The organism is Sphingomonas sp., assembly GCF_051962185.1.
GTDB lineage: Bacteria > Pseudomonadota > Alphaproteobacteria > Sphingomonadales > Sphingomonadaceae > Sphingomonas.
In genome coordinates this window covers 1-2,792 of sequence record NZ_JBQCCN010000160.1, presented here as the reverse complement: position 1 = coordinate 2,792, position 2,792 = coordinate 1, and the positions used below count along the sequence as shown (strand labels likewise).

Sequence of the window (2,792 nt, the reverse complement as noted above, 5' to 3'; positions counted from 1 at the left end):
AGGGGCAAGCGTGCCCCAGAAGGGCAAATTGGTGTCCCAGTCGAAATGCCGGTCGAGCGGCGATGCGGCGCCGTTGATCCAGACGCCGCGCAAATGGTCCTTGCCGGCCAGCAGCACTTCCGCGCGGACCAGATCGGCGGGCGCGTCGAAATCGAGGCGGAAGGCATGGGGCCGGTCGTCGAGCGCCGTCTCGCTCCATATCCAGGCGAGCCCGGCGGCGCGGTCGGCGGCGGCATTCTCGTCCTCGGCCTCGATCCACTCGGCGTGCCAGGATTCGGGCGACGTCAGTCCGGTCTCGAACCAGGCCGGCGCCGAACGCGCGGTGGCGCCGGTATCGTCGGTCGCCTCGACCGACCACCAGATGCGCTGCATTGGGCCTAGGGCAGGGCCGCCATAAGCGATGTCGAAGGTCGCATCGCCGGCGATCTCACCGCTATCCCACAGCAGCACGCCGCCATCGAGCGCCTCGGCGCTGGTGGCGGCACGCAGGCGATAGCTTGCCTGGACCGCGCCCGGCCGATCACTCTCGATCCGCCACGACAGGCGCGGACGCTCGATGTCGGTGCCGAGCAGGTCGGTGGTATATTCGGCGCGCAGATCGACGATGCGCATGGTCAGAGCGCCAGTCCCAGACGATAGAGGCGGTTGGCGTTGCCGGCGAACATGGCGCGGCGCTCGTCGTCGGTGAAGTCGGCGAGGATCGCATTGTACCCATCGAGATGCTGGTCGAACCCGCCGAACAATTTGTCGGTCGGAAAATCGCTCGCGATCATCGCGCGGTCGGTGCCGAACAGGTCGATCGTCTCGAGCGCATAGCTCCGCATCTGCTCGATCGTCCATGGCCGGAAGGCGAAGCCGATGCCCGAGATCTTGACCGCGACATGCGGGATCGCGGCGAGCGCGCGCATGCCCGTCCGCCATTCCTCGCGGCCCGCTTCGCCGACCATCATGCCGGCATGGTTGATCATCACCGGTACCTCGGGGTGCCGCTCGATCAACGGCGCGAGGCCCGGAAATTGCCCCGGATAGGCCTGGAGATCGAAGCTCAGCCCGTACTTGCCGAGCAGCGCGAAGCCGGCCGCCCAGGCCGCGTCACCGGTCACGTCGCGCGGCGTGTAGGTGCGCACCGGGTCGGGATGCCAATTGACGATATGCCGGATGCCGCGCACCGAACGTCGTTCGGCATGCGCGGCGAGCAAGGCCTCGACGTTCGGATCGTCGAGCGCGGCGAAGGCGACGATCGCGTTCGGCATGCCGCGCGCGTCGCTCATCGCCTGCAGCCAATCGGTTTCCTTCAGCGCGTCCGCCGGGTCGGCGCCGGCATCGATATGGACGATGCCGTGCACGTCCCAGCCGCCCGCATCGGCCAGATAGTCGTTGAGCCCGTAATCCCTGGCGATCGGCTCGACGCTGCCGTTCGGGCCGTCCTCCGCGAATGGCGGCATCAGCCAGGGATAGCGGACGTGCGACAGGTCCCAGAGGTGGACGTGCGCGTCGACGAAGGGCAGCCGATCGGTCATGTCAGAAGGTCGTGCGCCCGCCCGACGTGTCGAAGGTCGAGGCGGTGGTGAAGCTGCATTCCTCGCTCGCCATGAAGCAGACCATCGCCGCGGATTCGGCGACTTCGCCGAGCCGGCCCATCGGGATCTTCGAGCGCATGTAATCGACCTGGCTCTGCGGCAATTGCGCCAGGATCGGGCTCTCGAACGTCGCCGGGGTCAGCGAATTGACGATCACGCCCTTGCCGGCGAGTTCCTTGCCCAAGCTCTTGGTGAAGCCGATCACGCCCGCCTTCGACGCCGAATAGGCACTGGCGTTGGGATTGCCTTCCTTGCCCGCGACCGAGGCGATGTTGACGATGCGGCCATAGCCGTTGGCCAGCATGAACGGCACGATGGCGCGGTTGCAGTAGAACAGGCCGTTCAAATTGATGTCGATCACCCGCTGCCAGCTGTCGATCGGGAATTCGTGCACCGGCACGGTCGCGCCGGTGATGCCCGCCGAGCAGACCAGCACGTCGACCTTGCCGAGCGCGGCGGCGCTGGCCTTGGCCGCCGCCTCGACTGCGGCGGGATCCGAAACGTCGAGTGCCTGCACGTCGACGGCGCCGATCTCGTCCTTCGCGGCGGCCAGCGCTTCGGGATTGAGATCCCACAACGCGACCGTGCCACCTTCCTCGACGATGCGCCTGGCGACGGTCTTGCCGAGGCCGGACGCGCCGCCGGTGACGATCGCCGCGCGTCCGGCGAAGCGGCCCGCATAAACGCTCACTTGCCGGCGTCCCAGGCGACGAATTCCTGCCGCTGCTCGCCGAGTTTCTCGATACCGAGTTCGACCACGTCGCCGGCCTTCAGATACCAAGGCTCGGGCTTCTGGCCGAGGCCGACGCCCGGCGGCGTGCCGGTGGTGATGTCGTCGCCCGGCAGCAGGGTCATGAATTGCGAGCAATAGGCCACGATCTGCGCGACGGTGAAGATCATCGTCTTGCTGCTGCCGTTCTGCATCTTCCTGCCGTTGACCGACAGCCACATTCCGAGGTTCTGCGGATCGCCCACTTCGTCGGACGTCACCATCCACGGGCCGATCGGGCCGAAGGTCGGGAAGCCCTTGCCCTTGTCCCAGGTCAGACCGCGCTCGATCTGCCAATGGCGTTCGGAGACGTCGTTGACCACGCAATAGCCGGCGACATGGTCGAGCGCGTTCGCCTCGTCGACGTACGAGGCGGCGGTGCCGATCACCACGCCCAGTTCGACTTCCCAATCGGTCTTCTTCGAGTCCTTCGGGATGGTGAC

At 67.0% G+C, this 2,792-nt stretch carries 3 protein-coding genes and 1 pseudogene; all 4 read right to left on the bottom strand.

Features of this window, described 5'->3' with window-relative positions:
* A pseudogene (locus tag ACTHJR_RS09945) lies at window positions 1-612 on the bottom strand (hypothetical protein); the annotation flags it as partial.
* A 2-nt stretch (window positions 613-614) separates the two neighbouring features.
* Window positions 615-1,520: an amidohydrolase family protein gene (locus ACTHJR_RS09940; RefSeq protein ID WP_440522999.1), complete on the bottom strand. Its 906-nt coding sequence runs from the start codon at window positions 1,518-1,520 to the stop codon at window positions 615-617.
* A 1-nt stretch (window position 1,521) separates the two neighbouring features.
* Window positions 1,522-2,271: an SDR family NAD(P)-dependent oxidoreductase gene (locus ACTHJR_RS09935; protein WP_440522998.1), complete on the bottom strand. Its 750-nt coding sequence runs from the start codon at window positions 2,269-2,271 to the stop codon at window positions 1,522-1,524.
* Window positions 2,268-2,792, bottom strand: a 525-nt coding sequence (locus ACTHJR_RS09930; RefSeq protein ID WP_440522997.1) for a fumarylacetoacetate hydrolase family protein, incomplete at its 5' end; no start/stop codon positions are given. The genes ACTHJR_RS09935 and ACTHJR_RS09930, both read right to left, overlap by 4 nt.